Here is a 16,526-nt window from a genome sequence, read left to right on the forward strand (position 1 = left end):
AATATAACAATAAAAACACCGTTTAAAAATCACATTAACCGTAATTTAATATGTTAACGATTTATTAATATCCTCGAAACTAAATGGTAATAATCAAGTAACTTTTACTTTACAAAAGCGACATTACTTTGCAGAAAAATAAAACACACACAAATGAAATTCAGAATATTGTTTATAGCATTATTGATTACAACTTTTTCTTTTTCGCAAACTAAAGGTACAGTTTCTGGAATCTTAACAGACAAGGACGCTAACAATCAATCATTACCATTTGCAAACGTACTTATTAAAGGAACGTCCATTGGAACAAACACTGATATGGACGGAAAATACAGCCTCTCGATAGTTCCAGGAGATTACACCCTTCAATTTAGTTTTGTAGGCTACGAATCGATTGAAGTTCCTGTAACAGTTACAGCAAATGAAACCAAGACAATTAGTAAAGCATTAGGATCCGGAAGTTATAAGTTAGAGGATGTAGTGGTAAAAAGTACGGTAAACAGACAAAAAGAAACTGCATTGCTGTTAGACCAAAAAAATGCTGTCGAAATAAAACAAACCATTGGGGTGCAAGAGCTTTCCCGAAAAGGAGTAAGCGATGTCGCTACTGCTGTTACTAAAACTACCGGTATTACTAAGCAAGAAGGTTCTGGAAATATATTTGTAAGAGGTCTTGGTGACCGTTACAACTCTACAACGATGAATGGATTACCAATTCCATCTAACGATCCAGAGAAGAAAAACTTAAATCTTGAAATCTTCAATACAGATATTGTTGAATACATTTCTATAGATAAAGTTTATAGCGGAAATATTTATGGTGACTTTGCCGGAGGTAACGTGGATATCATCTCAAAAGACTATAAAGGGAGTGGTTTCTTAAAATTAGAAATTGGTTCTAAAGTAAACTCTAATGCAATTGCAGAAGATAATTTTAAATTACAAAAGGGATTCAACGGATTTGGATTTACAAACAAATCAATTCCAAGCAATGCACTAACACAATACAACTATAGCTCTCTTCAATTGAAAGATTACACTCCAATAGCAACTTCTTTTGGAATTTCAGGAGGAAAATCATTTGACCTAGGTTCTGAAGGAAAACTTAGCTTTTTTGCAACCGCTTCCTTTAACAACGATTTTAGTTCAAAAAGCAATGGATCAGCAAAAGCAAGTGTTAATGGTAATGGAATTGCCAATAAAAACTTTGAAGACTACAGTGAACTGGAATACGAAACTAATACTACCGGAATGGCTAATATTGGTTACAAAATAAACAACAACAACAAACTAAGTTTCAATACGCTTTACATCAACACCTCAACACAGTCAAAAGAAGAGTATTATGGATATATTGTAGATATTGCCAATGATGGAAACGGTTTAATTCGTCGTTTTAACTATGAAAAAAATAGTTTGTGGATTAACCAAATATTAGGTAATCATAAAATAGGGGACCGTTCTAAACTAAACTGGGGACTTTCATACAACATGATTGATGGAAACATGCCTGACAGAAGTCAAAACATTTTCAGAAAAGAAGCAACCGGTTATCAATTATCAAGCATCTCAGCTCCGGACAACCACAGGTATTTTCAAAAATTAAAAGAAGATGAATTAGCTGCGAACGTGTCTTATGATTACAAATTCAATAAAGATGAAGCTGGTGATTTCCTAGGAAAAGTTACTTTTGGTCTAAACGAGAGAATCAAATCAAGAGGTTTTCAAGCTACCCAATTTAATATTAAAGCAACTGCTGGTAATACTAATACTATTGTTGATCCTACTAACCTCGATTTATTTTACAACCAAGATAATTTCAATAATGGGAACTTTAACATCGCAACTTTCCGTGGAAATGCTCAAGTATTCAACGCTCTAGACCCTCAAACTTATGGAGGGGATCAAACGATACACGCTGCTTTTGTTAATACGGAATACAAGTTCAATAAATTAACCGCTGTCCTAGGATTAAGAGGTGAACAAATAACTCAAAAAGTAAGTTGGAACACACAACTAGGTGCAATAGGAAATGACAAATTAGAAAAAACAGCTTTCTTACCTAGTTTAGTTATGAAATATGAATTGAATGACAAACAAAACTTACGCTTAGGATTAAGCAAAACCTATACACTACCCCAATTTAAAGAAAGAGCACCATTTATTTATGAAGAAGTGCTACAAGTAAAAGTTGGTAATAAAGATCTATATGCTTCTGATGATTATAATTTCGATTTAAAATGGGAAATGTTCCCTAAAAGTGATGAGTTAATTTCAGTAACAGCTTTTGGAAAATACATCTTAAACCCAATGAATGAGGTAACAGTTTCTTCCTCTTCGAATGACATCTCATACATAAACACTGGTGATTACGGATATGTTGCGGGTTCCGAAGCAGAATACAGAAAACAACTTTTGAACATCGATTCAGATAATGCTAAAAAACTTTCTGCCGGAATCAATGCTTCTTATTTATACAGCAATCAAGAATTAAATTCAGCGAAGGTAAATAACGAAACAGATTTTCAAGTTGATTTTACAAACACAAAAGGAAAATTTACGGGAGCATCTAATTTATTGTTAAACGCTGACTTAACATTGTTTAACGAATGGAGTAATAAAAACAAAAACCTTACAACAACTGTAGCATATACTTACTTTTCAGATAGAGTTAATGCCATTGGAACAAGTGGAAAAGGGGATCTAGTTGACAAAGCTTTTGGTTCATTAGACTTTATTACTAAATCAAAATTAAGTGAAAAATTCGGGCTAGGACTTGTAGTGAAAAACATTTTAGATCCAGTTATAAAAAGAGTCCAAGAAAACTTTAATGGAGATGTCAATGTATTATCTTATAAAAAAGGAATGACATTTAGTTTAAACTTGAACTACCAATTCTAATTAGAAAAAGAATAAGTCAGGACTTAAAAACGCAATAAGATTAAAAAGAACAGCCAAAAGCTGTTCTTTTTTTTTTAAAATCTAATGAACTGCCCCTATCTTAAAACCAAAAAAAAGAACCATCAACGGGAGGGAAAGTAAACTGTTAATAACTCCTGTTAGCTCGATAAAATTAATTAACATAGCAACATTAACTTAACATACCGATTGTATTTTATTAAACTAACAATCATGTTTACATAACATGCAAAAATTACTCTTGTTGCATCTTTGTACTAAGAAATTAAATATAAAATTTTATCAAACAATCATGAAAAAATCAACCGTAAAATTATTTGGAATTTTAGCTTTGGCTTCAGGTTTAATCACAAGCTGTAGTTCAAACGACATCCCTTCCCCATCTACTCCTACTTCATCTACTTTCACAGCAGATGCAAACAATTTTCAAGGAACTATTAATGACGGAGAAGTAACATTAGACGCAACAAAAACTTACAAGTTATCTGGAAAAATTCAAGTAAATAGTGGCGCAACATTGACAATCCCAGCTGGTACTGTTATTCAAGGTACTGGAGGTACATCTGCTTATATTGCAATTGCCCAAGGAGGAAAATTAAATGTAAATGGAACTGCTGCTAAACCTGTTGTAATGACAAGCGGATTGGCTACAAAAAATGCTGGAGACTGGGGTGGAGTAGTAATTTGCGGAAAAGCACCTATCAATCGGGTAACTGGCGGTGCAAGTACAGCTCAATCAGAAGTAGCTGATTTAACTTACGGTGGAACTGTTGCAGCTGACAATTCTGGTTCAATCAAATATTTAAGAATCGAATACGCAGGTGCAGCTTTCAACAGTGAAAAAGAATTTAATGGTATGTCATTATTCGGTGTTGGATCTGGAACAACAATTGATTTTGTAGAATTTTTTCACGGTGCTGATGATGGAATTGAATTCTTCGGTGGAACTGTTAATACTTCTAACTTAGTTTCTATTGGAAACGAAGATGACCAATTTGACTGGACTGAAGGATGGAATGGAACAAACACAAACTGGTACGGAAAACTAGGTTTCGGAAAAGGAAATAGAGGAATTGAAGCTGATAATTTTGAATTAGGATATTCAAACACTCCTATTTCTAATCCTACTATCACTAATTTAAGTCTTGTTGGACCTGGAAGCGCACCAACTACTGGTACATGGTTAGAAAATGACGCGATGAAATTAAGAAGAGGAACTAAAGGAGTTTTTACAAATTTATTCTTTAGTGGATGGAAAGTTGGTTTCAACGTAGAAAATAATGAAACGATTGCTAATATCCCTACTTCTTTGAAAGCAGTAAACGTAAACTTTACTACTGATGTTTCAACTAAAACTTCAGGAAAATTAAATGCTGTTGCTCCTGCAACAAGTGGTTTAAGCGCTAACGTTTCTGCAATAGTTACTTCAGAATCTGCAGCTACTGGAGCTGGTAACGGAGCTGGAATACCTTCATGGGCTACTGGTTGGGCTATCGACCTATAAGCAATAAAAACAAAAAATATTTAACAAAAAACATCCTGAATTTTCAGGATGTTTTTTTTTGGTATAATATTTGAAATATTTTTTGTAACTTTACTAATAACAAAAAGAACTAATGAAAAAAAACTACTTTTATATTATTACTTTATTGGTTTTTATATTCTCAACAAGCCTCTCAGCTCAAGAGAACAAGCAACAGCCAAAGACACAAGAAACTGCTTCTATAGAAGGCTTGAGCTTGTACCCGAACCCCGTTAATAACGGCAAAGTTTACATTTCTTCAAAAAATGACGGAGACAAAGAAATAATCATTTTTGATATTTTAGGAAAAAAAGTACTCCAAACGATGCTTAGCTCAAGAGAATTAAGCATAGCTTATCTTAATCCCGGTGTTTACATCATCAAGATTAATGAAGATAACGCAACCGCTACCCGAAAGTTAATCGTAAGATAAAACTTTGATTACAAATTTTAAAGCTCTAATGAATGTTAGGGCTTTTTTTTATGGGGAAAATTTTTCTGCAGACTTTGGGTTTATAAGAACCCCCCAAAATTTTTAATTACTTTTGTAAAAAAAAATCTTGATTACAACTACCGATATATTTGCCATTTCGACTCAAAAGCAATTTGAAAAAGCAGCCTTAAAAACGTTTCGGTTTCAATATGAAAACAACCTAGTATATCGGGAATTTTGTGATTTTCTAAAAACAGATTCCCATCAAGTAAAATCATTGCAACAGATTCCGTTTTTGCCCATTCAGTTTTTCAAAAGCCATCCTGTGGTTTCTAATTCAAATCCCATTCAGGCTACTTTTACCAGCAGCGGAACAACCGGAATGATTACCAGCAAACACTTAGTGACTGACGTTTCTATCTACGAAGAAAGTTACCGCAAAGGATTTTCTCAGTTTTATGGTAACATAGAAAATTACGTTGTTTTGGCTCTATTGCCATCTTATCTGGAAAGAGAAGGTTCTTCATTGATTTACATGGTGGAAGATTTAATTCAACTGTCAAATCATCCCGAGAGTGGTTTTTATCTACACAATCATGATGAACTGATTGCTAAACTCATGGCTTTAGACCAAGCCGGACAAAATGTGATTTTGATTGGCGTTACCTACGCTTTATTAGATTTGATTGAGAAACATACCTTTCAATTGCAAAATACCATTATCATGGAAACTGGCGGAATGAAAGGCAAGCGCAAAGAAATGATTCGGGAAGAACTGCACGAACAATTATGCAAAGGTTTTGGAGTTTCGGCGATTCATTCTGAATATGGAATGACCGAATTGTTATCGCAAGCCTATTCTCTTGGTGACGGCGTATTTGAATGCCCTTCTTGGATGCAAATCCTCGTTCGTGACACCGAAGACGCTTTGACCTACATTCAAGATGGAAAAACGGGCGGAATCAACGTAATCGATCTGGCTAATATTAATTCTTGTTCGTTTATTGCCACGCAGGATTTGGGCAAAAAAAATCCCAACAACTCTTTCGAGGTATTGGGACGTTTTGATAATTCCGATATTCGAGGGTGTAATTTGATGGTGATTTAAAACCGTTATTCGTAGATTTCTTTTCTGTGTCCTAAATCAATAAAATCAATCACTAGCACTTCGTCAAAAATTTCATAAATCACTCTATAATTTCCAACCCGAATTCTGTATCCTTTTCTTCCTTTTAATTTTTTATAACCTTACGGCCGAGGATTACTAGAAAGCTCACCTATAGCGGATAAAATTGGATCAGCAATTACATCTGATAGTTTATCAAGATTCTTTTGTGCTTTTTTAGAAAATTCAATACTATACATTTGACTTTTTACCTTCTCTAGTTTTCATGTAATCCTCAAATGAAATACGATACCCATCATCCTCTCTTTTGGCTTCATCATAAAGACGAACGTCTTCTAAATCTTCCAATTTTTCAATCAATTTATTGTATTTCTTGATAGGCAATACAACAGCTGTTCTATTTCCTTTTTCGTCGGTCAAAAATTGAGTTTCCATAGCTTTTGATATTTTAGTAAAGTTATAAAATTATTTAACCCGAACCACAAAATAATTTTTCTTACCGCTTTGCAAAAGCACAAACTGATTATTAATCAAATCTTTCGTCGAAAGCACAAAATCTTCGGCAACTTTTTCTCGGTTTACCGAAATAGAATTAGCTGTCAATGCACGTCTCGCTTCACCATTCGACTTCATAAAACCAGTTTTTTCGTTTAAAACATCAACTATATTGCTTCCGGTTTCAATTTCATTTCTTGAGATTTCCGCTTGCGGAACACCATCAAAAACATCTAAAAAAGTCGCTTCATCTAATTGTTTCAGATCATCTGAAGTAGAATTTCCGAACAAAATATTCGAAGCTTTTACCGCATTTTCTAAATCTTCTGCAGAATGTACCATTATTGTAATTTCGTCTGCCAAACGTTTTTGCAATAAACGTAAATGTGGTGCTTCTCGATGTTTCTCAGTTAAAACCTCAATTTCCTCTTTCGATAAAAATGTGAAAATCTTAATGTATTTTTCTGCATCAACATCCGAAGTATTCAACCAATATTGGTAAAATTTATACGGAGAAGTTCTGGCAGAATCCAACCAGATATTTCCGCCTTCTGATTTTCCAAACTTGGTTCCATCCGCTTTAGTAATCAACGGACAAGTCAACGCATACGCTTTTCCACTGGCTATTCTACGAACTAATTCAGTTCCTGTAGTGATGTTTCCCCATTGGTCACTTCCGCCCATTTGCAGCGTACAATTTTTATTTTTGTACAAATGCAAAAAGTCATATCCTTGAACCAATTGATAGGTAAACTCCGTAAATGACATTCCTTCGGCAGCTTCAGAAGACAAACGTTTCTTTACTGAATCTTTAGACATCATGTAATTTACCGTAATGTGCTTTCCAATATCCCGAATGAAATCCAGAAAAGAAAAGTTCTTCATCCAGTCGTAATTATTCACTAATTCAGCTGCATTTGGCGCATCAGAAGTAAAATCCAGAAAACGAGCCAATTGTCCTTTTATAGCTTCTTGGTTGTGACGCAAAGTCGCTTCATCTAATAAATTTCTTTCATTCGATTTCCCTGATGGATCACCAATCATTCCTGTTGCACCACCCACTAACGCTAATGGTTTGTGTCCGGATAATTGAAAATGTTTCAATAACATTACACCTACTAAATGTCCTATATGCAATGAATCGGCAGTTGGGTCAATTCCCACATACGCCACACGCATTTGTCCCGTCAAATGTTCTTCTGTGCCGGGCATAACATCGTGGAGCATTCCTCTCCAAGTCACTTCTTCAATAAAATTCTTCATCTTTTCAATCAATTTGGACAAAGATAGTTTTAATTAGACAATTTGAAAATTTGAAAATGTACCAATTTGAAAAAAAATTGTCTAAAACCCTAATTGTTACATTATAAAATTGATAATTTGTTACATTTGCAACTATGATTTTAGTCACAGGAGGAACCGGTTTAGTGGGCGCACATTTATTGCTTCATTTAATAGAATCCCAAAGTATCGGGATAGAAAAAGTACGCGCTATTTATCGAAGTGTCGCTTCAATGGAGAAAACCAAATCGCTTTTCTCCATGTACAAAAAAGAATTCCTATTCGACCAAATCGAATGGATACAAGCGGATATCACTGACATTCCTTCCTTAGAAAAAGCTTTTCAAAATATTGACATCGTGTATCATTGCGCCGCTTTAATTTCTTTTGATCCAAAAGACGAAGATTTAATTCGGAAAACTAATATTGAAGGAACCGCAAATATTGTCAATTTTTGTATTTCAAATGCAATACAGAAACTGTGTTTTGTGAGTTCAATTGCTGCACTTGGCGATTTAGCCTCCCACGAAAACCAAATCACCGAGGAAACCGAATGGAATCCAGAAAAATACCACAGCGATTACGCCATTTCTAAATATGGCGCCGAAATGGAAGTATGGCGTGGGCAGCAAGAAGGATTACAAGTAATAATTATCAATCCGGGAGTTATTATCGGGCCAGGTTTTTGGGAACAAGGAAGCGGAGTTCTTTTTACGAAAGTAAAAAAAGGATTGTCATTTTACACTTTGGGAAGTACTGGATTTGTCGCTGTAACCGATGTGGTTCGAATCGCAACCCAATTGATGAAAAGTGAAATCCACAGCGAACGATTTACACTAATTGCAGACAATATAATTTTTAAAGATTTCTTAAACACCATAGCCGATTCCTTAAAAGTAAAGAGGCCCAGCGTGCACGCAACCCCATTAATGATCGAGATTGCCTGGAGAATAGATTGGATACTATCGAACATTTTTCAGCAGAAAAGGAAAATGACTAAAGCTACCGCAAAATCATCTTTTTCAACAAATCAGTATTCGAATGAAAAAATCAAAAAGACTTTGAAAACTGATTTTTTAGATATTCATCAATACATAAAAGCAATTGCCAATTTGTATTAAACCCTTTTTTAGTTATAGTACTTGGCTAGAATCTATGGCTTTACTTTTTGGTAAAATTGGTTTTTTTATTGCTTTCTTTTTCTTCGCTTCAGCTTTTATAAGGGCAGTTATTGATGCTTTATTTTTAGTTAATCGGGCGTTTATCTGATCAACTACATCCGAATAATCTTTATAATTAGAAGCGTAGTAAACATTACTTCGTGCAAATTGAAGGCTGTCTATTTTATATTTTTTATAAATATATTGAGTTGGATTTATTTTAAAAGTATCCAAGGACGCAGGATTTTGATATTTGATTGCGTCCAAAACTGACAAATCATACATAATATTAACCATTGTTTCCTTTTCTATAAGACGATTTGGCTTTTTAACCACCTCATCCTTACAGCTTACAAACACAAATACAATCGTTAAAAGTATAATTATTTTCTTCATTTTTAAATTTTATCTGTCAAACAACATTCTTTTTCCCGCACGAATTTCTTTTACTTTAAAATTATTATAAACCAATTGTCCGTTTACAAAAGTATGCGTAATTCTAGATTTAAATGTATATCCTTCAAAAGGAGACCATCCGCATTTAGCCAGAATATTTTCTTTTTTTACACTCCATGGCAAACCAGCATTTACAATAACTAAATCGGCATAATATCCTTCTTTGATAAAACCGCGTTTCTCGATTTTGAAAATCTTGGCTGGATTATGACACATTTTCTCCACAATTTTTTCAACACTTATTTTTCCTTGGTGATGAGCTTCAAACATAGCCACAACAGCATGTTGCACTAATGGACCACCAGCAGGCGCTTTCAGATACGATTGTTTTTTCTCTTCTAAAGTATGTGGAGCATGATCCGTAGCAATGACATCAATTCTATCATCTAGCAGGGCTTCCCAAAGTACTTTTCTATCATTAGCCGTTTTTACCGCAGGATTCCATTTTATTAGGTTGCCTTTAGTAGCATAATCATCATTGGTAAACCATAAATGATGAATACAAACTTCGGCTGTTATTTTTTTATCTTCCAATGGAATTTTGTTGGTAAACAAATCCATTTCCTTGGCTGTAGAAAGATGAAACACGTGCAAACGAGCTCCTGTTTTTTTAGCCAGAGCCACCGCTTTTGAAGAAGAAATATAACAAGCCTCTTCACTGCGAATTAAATGGTGAGCCGTTACCGGAACATCGTCGCCAAATTCTTCTTTATATTTTGCTAAGTTCTTTTGGATTGTGCCTTCATCCTCACAATGCACTGCAATAAGCAGGGGTGTACTGGAAAATATTTTTTCTAAAGTGACTTCATTATCAACCAACATATTACCTGTGGATGATCCCAAAAATATTTTTATTCCTGCAACATTCTTTGGATTTGTTTTTAGAACTTCGTCCAAATTATCATTAGTGGCGCCCATCATAAAAGAATAATTGGCGTATGATTTCTCTGCAGCGATTTCATATTTTTGCTCTAATATTTCTTGGGTAACCGCATTTGGCACCGTATTAGGTTGTTCAATATAAGAAGTGATTCCACCTGCAACAGCCGCTCTAGATTCTGATTCAATATCTCCTTTATAAGTAAGTCCTGGCTCCCTAAAATGCACTTGATCATCAATGGCACCGGGCATTAAATAATTCCCTTCGGCATCAATAATCATACATTGAGATGATTTGGCACTTATACTTTCTGAAATTTCAACAATTAAGTCATTTTCAATTAATACATCGCCTTCAAAAATCACTCCTTCATTTACTATTTTGGCATTCTTAATTAAAATCCTGTTCATCGTATCTTTTTCTTATAATGTGTTAATTAATCTTTTCAATCTAAGTGCAATAACCCCAAAAACCGCTTCAACAATAATAGAATTACTCATTTTAGATTGACCTCTAGTTCTATCTGTAAAAATAATAGGTACCTCAACAATTTGAAATTTTTTACAATAGGTTCTGTACTTCATTTCAATTTGAAACGCATAACCAACAAATTTTATTTTATCTAAATTGATTTCTTCCAATACTTTTCTTCTGTAACAAACGAACCCAGCCGTAGCATCATGAATCACCATTCCGGTAATAAACTTCACATATACTGATGCAAAATACGACAGTAAAACCCGGCTTAAAGGCCAGTTAACCACATTTACACCGGTAACATATCGAGATCCGACCGCTAAATCAGCATCTCCTAAATGACAAGCATTATATAATTTTTCTAAATCTTTTGGATTATGGGAAAAATCAGCATCCATTTCGAAAATAAATTCATATTTCCGTTCCAATGCCCATTTAAAACCATGAACATACGCCGTTCCTAAACCTGATTTTTTTGCTCTTTTTTCTAAAAATAATCTGCCTGAAAATTCCGATTGCAGTTGAAGCACTTTATCAGCAGTGTGATCTGGCGAATTATCATCAATAATAAGAACGTGAAAAAGTTTGTGTTGGGAAAGCACCGATCTAATAATGCTTTCTATATTTTCAATTTCGTTATAGGTGGGGATTATAACAATGGAATCGTTCATATTTTAGAGTAATTTCACCGCAAAAGTAAACTTTTTATACGATTTCATTCATAATAAAATTATAATAAAAAGAATGATATAAAAAATCAGTAATTTTGCATCGCTATGATTGAACAAGTACTTAACCCGAGAATAATCGAAAATAAAGACTGGGCAACACTTTTATTTGTGTTGTCGTTTGGAATTGTCGCACTGACAAAATCCATTTCCGAAAATCGTTTTGGTGATTTTGCAAATTTAATTTTTTCCGATAAATACACTAAAGTTTACCGCGACAGCAGTCACCTTAGAAGCGGATTTACCATTTCATTATTTTTCGTACAAGTAATTTCATTTGCTTTTTTCATCCAGCTTTCACTAAGTTATTTTGGTAAAGCCTTAAAAACAGATTGGATTTTATATATTCAAATAATCACCTTCCTTATTTTTTTTATTTTATCGAAATATTTAATCGAGAAAATAATCGCTACGTCCTTTAATATCGAAGAATTTGTTGAACAATTTAACCTTCAAAAGGTTACTTATAGAACTTATATCGGATTATTCATACTCCCAATCAACATTATTCTGTTCTATTATGACTCCTTATCAAAAAATATACTTTTACTATTTATAGCTATAGTAGTAGGTGCCAACTTAATAAGCTATTTAATTTCAATAAAAAACTATCAAAATTTAATATTAAGTAAGTTGTTTTACTTTATTTTATATCTTTGCACTCTTGAAATAGCTCCCTATTATTTTATGTATTATTGGTTTACAAAAGGGAGTGCTTAGAAACCGTTTTAAATATGAAAGTGAAAACAATTTTGGTATCGCAACCAGAACCTAAAGTGGAAAATTCTCCATACTTTGAGCTTCAACAAAGGCATAAAGTAAAAATTGATTTCAGACCTTTTATCCATGTTGAAGGAGTAAGTGCAAAAGAAATTAGACTCCAAAAAATTGATCTCAATCAATATACCGCTATTATTCTAACAAGTAGAAATGCTGTTGATCACTTCTTTAGGGTTGCTGATGAAATGCGTTATAAAGTTCCCGAAGGATTAAAATACTTTTGCCAGTCCGAAGCTATTGCGTTTTACCTGCAAAAATATGTCGTGTATCGAAAACGTAAAATCTACGTAGGACCTAAAGATTTTGCTGATTTGTCTCCATTGATAAAAAAATACAAAGACGAAAAATTCTTATTACCTGCATCAGATCAATTGAATGCTGATGCTCCAATAACACTTAATGCATTAAAAGTAGATTGGACTCCAGCTATTTTTTATAAAACGGTCATGAGTGATTTATCGGATTTAGCCGATGTATATTACGATGTTTTGGCTTTCTTTAGCCCAACCGGAATAAAATCATTGTTTATGAATTTTCCAGATTTTGAACAAAACAATACCAGAATAGCCGTTTTTGGAAGTACGACTCAAAAAGAAGCATTAGACCGTGGTTTAAGAGTTGACATCATGGCTCCAACTCCCGGAACACCATCTATGACAATGGCATTGGAAAAATACATTACCGAAACGAATAAAACGAAATAGATTTAAATTTATTATTTTAAAATATCACAAACAACCATCCGCCAAAACGGATGGTTTTTTTTATGCAACAATTACAAAACAATCATTTTCCATTTATATTATTCGTTTTTTACTTAAATTTGATTTTAAATTAAAACTAAATAGTATTCTTTAGTTTCAAACAACAATTTATGAAAATCAATTCATTAGTGGTAGAAATAGATGGTATCGATAAAGAAATTTTACGTTTCTTGATGGAAGATGCTCGAATGCCAATTCTCCAAATCGCCAACAAAATAGGAATTTCAGGCGCTGCCATTCATCAACGTTTGCGAAAGCTCGAACAATCCGGAGTGATTTCGGGTTCAAAGTTTACGGTAAATAATAAAATTCTGGGTTATAACACAATGGCATTTGTTGGGATCTACTTAGACAAAGCGGCAAGAAATCCCGAAGCAGTGCGGGATTTAAAGAAAATTCCCGAAGTGTTAGAATGTCATTACACTACAGGAAACTGGTCGATCCTGATCAAAATTATTTGTCGGGATAATGAACATCTCATGCAATTACTCAACACAAAAATACAGGCGATAGAAGGCGTTTCCAGAACCGAAACCTTTATTTCATTAGACCAGCAAATTGACAGACAGATACAGTTATAATTTTGCGTGGGATAATCATGAATTTAATTTTTTTTGCAAAAAAAAACGCCTTGTTTTCACAAGACGGTTTTTATAGTTTACTCAAGAAGCTTTAATTTCTCCTGTTCCCTCCCATATAAATGGAAATATAATACAGCAAGGTCGCGATGGATCCTAAAGCGGCTACAACGTAAGTTCTTGCTGCCCATTTAAGAGAATCCTTGGCACCAGCCTGTTCCTGCTGCGTGAGCATGTTTTTACTTTCTAACCAAGCTAATGCTCGATGGCTGGCATCGTATTCAACCGGTAACGTGATAATCGAAAACAAAGTCGTAGCAGCAAAAATTATAATTCCTATTAATAGCAATTGTGGAAAAGTACGAATCATCAATATACCTGCCAGTAAAATCCATTGCATATAAGTCGATGCAACATTTACTACCGGAACTAACTTAGAACGCATCGTTAACCACTGATAACCTACTGCATGTTGCACTGCGTGACCACATTCGTGAGCCGCAACTGCCGCTGCCGCCGCATTTCTTTGATTGTAAACCGCTTCACTTAAATTCACTGTTTTATCCAATGGATTGTAGTGATCTGTTAATTGTCCCGCAACTGAGATTACTCTCACATCGCGAATTCCGTTATCAGCCAACATTTTTTCAGCGATTTCAGCACCGCTCATCCCGTTTTGCAAATTCAATTTAGAATAATGTTCAAATTTGCTTTTCAGCCTGGAACTTACTAGCCAACTAAAAAGCATAATTGCTCCGGCTAGAACTATATAACTCATTCCCATATTTTTGTTTTTTAATTGTAGTGTTTAAAGTTATGAAAGAAATAACAAAATCTGAACCAATTTTTTAAATTGTCAATTTGGCATTCGTTAAATAAAAAAATAACATGAAATGACCTTAATTAATTTGTCATTGAAAAAACTACAAATCTGCTTCTAATTGATCATTAATTCTTTGAAATTTATCAATCAGATTATCGATTTTCGAATTTTCCTTTTTTATTTCTCTCGGACGTAAATAAAACCAAACAAATCCCAGCCAAAATAACATAACTAAATAAGCAATAAAACCCCAGAATAAGGTCATCATTGATGTGTATTCATACATATACAGGCATGTTCCAAGTCCAAGAACTATAAAGTAAATGCTTAACATTTTGGACTGCAGGAACTTTTGCTTCGTTTTAATTTCTATTAATTTTTGCAAATATTCTGCATTACTATCTGTGTTGTCAATTTTTTTATACGCAGCAAACAATTTATTGTAAACGAGTAGGTAAATAGCCATTATAGCAACGTTCAAAACAATTCCAATTTTGGTTGATATAAATTGAGGTTCATAGTAATACCATATAAAAACAATTAAAAAACAGGTGGCTATCAGTAAAAGATTTGTTAGTATTAACTTTCGTAGACTTGTTTTTTTAAAATGTTTTAGCTTCGCAAGTAAATCATTTATATTCGATTGACCTATCGACTGCTGTTTCCATAAATCTTTAAAGTCTATATTATTGTCCATTTTCTTTAAATTTTTGGGTTAATCTTTCTTTTATTCTATGAATTTTCACTCTTGTATTGGCTTCTGAGAGTCCCACGATATTAGCAATTTCAGCTTGTTTGACCTCTTCCAGTTCGAGTGAAATAATGATACGATCGATTTCTGGCAATTCGGCAATGCATTTGTATAAAAATTGGATCTGAGGTTCTACCGAATAGTGTTTTTCTTCGGTAATATTTATTGGAAGTTCCGACTTGGGAAATCGTTTTTCTTTATCAATTTGTCTCAAGCAATTATTTGATGCAATTCGGAAAATCCAGGTTCCGACACCCGATTCATTTCTAAATGTGTGGAGTTTTTGCCAAACAATAATAAATGTTTCCTGTGCAATGTCCTGGGCAATATCATAATCATTTACGTAACCCATGCACAATCGAAAAACCTTTTGCCAATAGGATTTGTATAGTTGTTCAAACTCCATTGTTATGATTTTATAAAATTATTTAGTTGTGCTAGATACCATTCCTTATCATCATACATAATAAAGTGCAAGCCTTTGTTTGCATATTCAAAACTGGCGGTTTTTAAGTTTTTATATTGTGCTTCGATTGGAGCTTTATAATTTGAAAAACCAAATTCCAATACTATTAATGAAGGGCATTTTATTGTTGCAATTTTATCTCTCAAATCGGTATTGGAAAAATCACAATACATTTCGCCAAACGTTTTTCTGTCTGATTTCATGCTCCAGCTAATTGCTTCGTCTTGTTTTGAAGGATCTGCTAAAAGCATGGCCATATTTCTTTTCTGCATTTGATAAAATTCATCTTCAGGCATAGCCACTATTTGATTGACCATTGAAGCACAATTGTTATTTTCTTGCGATTTAAAAGAAGGATCTCTCAAAGCCGCCAAACAAGGAAGCGCATCAACAACTGCTATTTTACTTATTAATTCAGGATAATCCGAAGCAATAGCCAACGCAAGCCCACCACCCATACTGTGACCAACTATAATTGGCTTTTCTATTTTATTTGCTCTAATATAGTTGACAATTTCTGTTTCCCAATTTTTAAATGAAGCATTGGGTTGTGGTTTAACTCCGGCAAAACCAGCCATTGTAAAAGTGTAACACGTAAAATCTTTTTCAAAATTAGATTTTGTTTCATTCCAAACATCTCCAGAACTGGCAAATCCTGGCAAGAAGATTATGGATTGCTTTCCCTTTCCAGTTTTGGCGACCTCAAAGGGATATGATTTAGTTTGTCCAAATACATTTAGACACAATGCTGAAAATAACAGAACAATAGGCAAGAAGATATACTTTTTCATTATTAATCATTGTTGTCCGATAAAAAAGAAGCCAAATTAATGGCTTCTTAAAATAATCGTAATTTAGAGTTGCAAAATTCAAATAACGATGGGTAA

General features: G+C 33.7%; 17 protein-coding genes and 1 pseudogene. 8 read left to right on the forward strand and 10 right to left on the reverse strand.

The window, feature by feature from the left end; genetic code table 11:
* The first annotated feature begins 153 nt into the window (after positions 1–153).
* From IWX84_RS14110 to IWX84_RS14125, 4 genes are all read left to right on the forward strand, one after another.
* On the forward strand, positions 154–2,901 hold the full coding sequence (locus IWX84_RS14110; RefSeq protein ID WP_196851404.1) for a TonB-dependent receptor: 2,748 nt from the start codon (positions 154–156) through the stop codon (positions 2,899–2,901).
* A 310-nt stretch (positions 2,902–3,211) separates the two neighbouring features.
* Positions 3,212–4,423 carry a hypothetical protein gene (locus IWX84_RS14115; RefSeq protein WP_196851405.1) on the forward strand — a complete coding sequence of 404 codons (1,212 nt, stop codon included), beginning with the start codon at positions 3,212–3,214 and terminating at the stop codon, positions 4,421–4,423.
* A 112-nt stretch (positions 4,424–4,535) separates the two neighbouring features.
* A complete protein-coding gene (locus tag IWX84_RS14120) occupies positions 4,536–4,874 on the forward strand; it encodes a T9SS type A sorting domain-containing protein (protein WP_196851406.1) in 339 nt (112 codons plus the stop codon).
* Between the two features lie 127 nt (positions 4,875–5,001).
* Complete coding sequence (locus IWX84_RS14125) at positions 5,002–5,982, forward strand: acyl transferase (protein ID WP_196851407.1); 981 nt, start codon at positions 5,002–5,004, stop codon at positions 5,980–5,982.
* Between the two features lie 5 nt (positions 5,983–5,987).
* Here the strand turns inward: IWX84_RS14125 and IWX84_RS15485 are convergent.
* The 3 genes and pseudogenes from IWX84_RS15485 to tyrS form a co-directional block, all read right to left on the reverse strand.
* Positions 5,988–6,092, reverse strand: a pseudogene (locus tag IWX84_RS15485) (type II toxin-antitoxin system RelE family toxin); the annotation flags it as partial.
* Between the two features lie 139 nt (positions 6,093–6,231).
* On the reverse strand, positions 6,232–6,435 hold the full coding sequence (locus IWX84_RS14135; protein ID WP_196851408.1) for a hypothetical protein: 204 nt from the start codon (positions 6,433–6,435) through the stop codon (positions 6,232–6,234).
* Positions 6,436–6,465: 30 nt separating this feature from the next.
* Positions 6,466–7,758, reverse strand: a complete 1,293-nt coding sequence (tyrS, locus tag IWX84_RS14140; protein WP_196851409.1) for a tyrosine--tRNA ligase — start codon at positions 7,756–7,758, stop codon at positions 6,466–6,468.
* Between the two features lie 134 nt (positions 7,759–7,892).
* Here tyrS and IWX84_RS14145 point away from each other — a divergent pair, with 134 nt between their 5' ends.
* Complete coding sequence (locus IWX84_RS14145; protein WP_196851410.1) at positions 7,893–8,897, forward strand: NAD-dependent epimerase/dehydratase family protein; 1,005 nt, start codon at positions 7,893–7,895, stop codon at positions 8,895–8,897.
* A 12-nt stretch (positions 8,898–8,909) separates the two neighbouring features.
* Here IWX84_RS14145 and IWX84_RS14150 read toward each other — a convergent pair whose 3' ends face one another.
* Genes IWX84_RS14150 through IWX84_RS14160 form a run of 3 tightly spaced genes read right to left on the reverse strand, consistent with a single transcriptional unit; the run spans position 8,910 to position 11,420 of the window.
* A complete protein-coding gene (locus IWX84_RS14150; protein WP_196851411.1) occupies positions 8,910–9,332 on the reverse strand; it encodes a DUF4296 domain-containing protein in 423 nt (140 codons plus the stop codon).
* 9 nt (positions 9,333–9,341) lie between these two features.
* Complete coding sequence (locus IWX84_RS14155; RefSeq protein WP_196851412.1) at positions 9,342–10,682, reverse strand: dihydroorotase; 1,341 nt, start codon at positions 10,680–10,682, stop codon at positions 9,342–9,344.
* 12 nt (positions 10,683–10,694) lie between these two features.
* Entirely contained in the window at positions 10,695–11,420 is a 726-nt protein-coding gene (locus IWX84_RS14160) for a polyprenol monophosphomannose synthase (RefSeq protein ID WP_196851413.1), read from the reverse strand.
* Positions 11,421–11,525: 105 nt separating this feature from the next.
* Between IWX84_RS14160 and IWX84_RS14165 the strand changes: the two genes are divergently transcribed.
* The 3 genes from IWX84_RS14165 to IWX84_RS14175 all read left to right on the forward strand — a co-directional run bounded on the left by IWX84_RS14165 (position 11,526) and on the right by IWX84_RS14175 (position 13,602).
* Entirely contained in the window at positions 11,526–12,197 is a 672-nt protein-coding gene (locus tag IWX84_RS14165; protein ID WP_196851414.1) for a DUF4271 domain-containing protein, read from the forward strand.
* Positions 12,198–12,211: 14 nt separating this feature from the next.
* Entirely contained in the window at positions 12,212–12,961 is a 750-nt protein-coding gene (locus IWX84_RS14170; protein WP_196851415.1) for a uroporphyrinogen-III synthase, read from the forward strand.
* 170 nt (positions 12,962–13,131) lie between these two features.
* Complete coding sequence (locus IWX84_RS14175; RefSeq protein ID WP_073208966.1) at positions 13,132–13,602, forward strand: Lrp/AsnC family transcriptional regulator; 471 nt, start codon at positions 13,132–13,134, stop codon at positions 13,600–13,602.
* A gap of 91 nt (positions 13,603–13,693) precedes the next feature.
* Here the strand turns inward: IWX84_RS14175 and IWX84_RS14180 are convergent, their stop codons facing one another.
* From IWX84_RS14180 to IWX84_RS14195, 4 genes are all read right to left on the reverse strand, one after another.
* A complete protein-coding gene (locus IWX84_RS14180) occupies positions 13,694–14,383 on the reverse strand; it encodes a zinc metallopeptidase (RefSeq protein ID WP_196851416.1) in 690 nt (229 codons plus the stop codon).
* A 139-nt stretch (positions 14,384–14,522) separates the two neighbouring features.
* Complete coding sequence (locus IWX84_RS14185) at positions 14,523–15,119, reverse strand: hypothetical protein (protein WP_196851417.1); 597 nt, start codon at positions 15,117–15,119, stop codon at positions 14,523–14,525.
* Complete coding sequence (locus tag IWX84_RS14190; RefSeq protein ID WP_196851418.1) at positions 15,109–15,579, reverse strand: RNA polymerase sigma factor; 471 nt, start codon at positions 15,577–15,579, stop codon at positions 15,109–15,111. Before IWX84_RS14190 ends, IWX84_RS14185 begins: the two co-directional genes overlap by 11 nt.
* Before the next feature lie 2 nt (positions 15,580–15,581).
* Positions 15,582–16,430, reverse strand: a complete 849-nt coding sequence (locus tag IWX84_RS14195; RefSeq protein WP_196851419.1) for an alpha/beta fold hydrolase — start codon at positions 16,428–16,430, stop codon at positions 15,582–15,584.
* Positions 16,431–16,526 lie beyond the last annotated feature (96 nt).

The organism is Flavobacterium sp. CG_9.10 (genome assembly GCF_015752245.1).
Taxonomy (GTDB): Bacteria; Bacteroidota; Bacteroidia; order Flavobacteriales; family Flavobacteriaceae; genus Flavobacterium.

Coding starts and splice junctions, on each gene's coding strand:
- IWX84_RS14110 (WP_196851404.1), top strand. CDS start 154: ATGAAATTCAGAATATTGTTTATAGCATTATTGATTACAACTTTTTCT.
- IWX84_RS14115 (WP_196851405.1), top strand. CDS start 3,212: ATGAAAAAATCAACCGTAAAATTATTTGGAATTTTAGCTTTGGCTTCA.
- IWX84_RS14120 (WP_196851406.1), top strand. CDS start 4,536: ATGAAAAAAAACTACTTTTATATTATTACTTTATTGGTTTTTATATTC.
- IWX84_RS14135 (WP_196851408.1), bottom strand. CDS start 6,435: ATGGAAACTCAATTTTTGACCGACGAAAAAGGAAATAGAACAGCTGTT.
- tyrS (WP_196851409.1), bottom strand. CDS start 7,758: ATGAAGAATTTTATTGAAGAAGTGACTTGGAGAGGAATGCTCCACGAT.
- IWX84_RS14145 (WP_196851410.1), top strand. CDS start 7,893: ATGATTTTAGTCACAGGAGGAACCGGTTTAGTGGGCGCACATTTATTG.
- IWX84_RS14150 (WP_196851411.1), bottom strand. CDS start 9,332: ATGAAGAAAATAATTATACTTTTAACGATTGTATTTGTGTTTGTAAGC.
- IWX84_RS14155 (WP_196851412.1), bottom strand. CDS start 10,682: ATGAACAGGATTTTAATTAAGAATGCCAAAATAGTAAATGAAGGAGTG.
- IWX84_RS14160 (WP_196851413.1), bottom strand. CDS start 11,420: ATGAACGATTCCATTGTTATAATCCCCACCTATAACGAAATTGAAAAT.
- IWX84_RS14165 (WP_196851414.1), top strand. CDS start 11,526: ATGATTGAACAAGTACTTAACCCGAGAATAATCGAAAATAAAGACTGG.
- IWX84_RS14170 (WP_196851415.1), top strand. CDS start 12,212: ATGAAAGTGAAAACAATTTTGGTATCGCAACCAGAACCTAAAGTGGAA.
- IWX84_RS14175 (WP_073208966.1), top strand. CDS start 13,132: ATGAAAATCAATTCATTAGTGGTAGAAATAGATGGTATCGATAAAGAA.
- IWX84_RS14180 (WP_196851416.1), bottom strand. CDS start 14,383: ATGGGAATGAGTTATATAGTTCTAGCCGGAGCAATTATGCTTTTTAGT.
- IWX84_RS14185 (WP_196851417.1), bottom strand. CDS start 15,119: ATGGACAATAATATAGACTTTAAAGATTTATGGAAACAGCAGTCGATA.
- IWX84_RS14190 (WP_196851418.1), bottom strand. CDS start 15,579: ATGGAGTTTGAACAACTATACAAATCCTATTGGCAAAAGGTTTTTCGA.
- IWX84_RS14195 (WP_196851419.1), bottom strand. CDS start 16,430: ATGAAAAAGTATATCTTCTTGCCTATTGTTCTGTTATTTTCAGCATTG.